1 protein-coding gene is annotated in these 293 nt (G+C 70.0%); it reads left to right on the top strand.

Annotation, left to right across the window (positions count from 1 at the left end):
- The coding region (locus ACWJ6R_RS38230; RefSeq protein ID WP_449066832.1) for a hypothetical protein at positions 1-293 on the top strand (293 nt) is incomplete at both ends.

The raw sequence follows: 293 nt of genomic DNA, 5'->3' as shown, positions 1-293 counted from the left end.
GGCGCCGAACGGGCCGTCGCAGCAGCGGGTGATCCGGCAGGCGCTGGCGAACGCGAATCTCTCGCCGGCGGATGTGGACGTGGTCGAGGCACATGGTACGGGCACCGTGCTGGGCGACCCGATCGAGGCGCAGGTGTTGCTGTCCACCTATGGCCAGGACCGGTCCGAGGACCGGCCGCTGTGGCTGGGGTCGCTGAAGTCGAACATCGGCCACACCCAGGCGGCTGCCGGGGTCGGTGGTGTGATCAAGATGGTGATGGCGCTGCGCAACGGCGTGATGCCGCGGACGCTGC

The organism is Planomonospora algeriensis (assembly GCF_977012225.1).
This window is presented reverse-complemented; position numbering and strand designations above follow the sequence as displayed.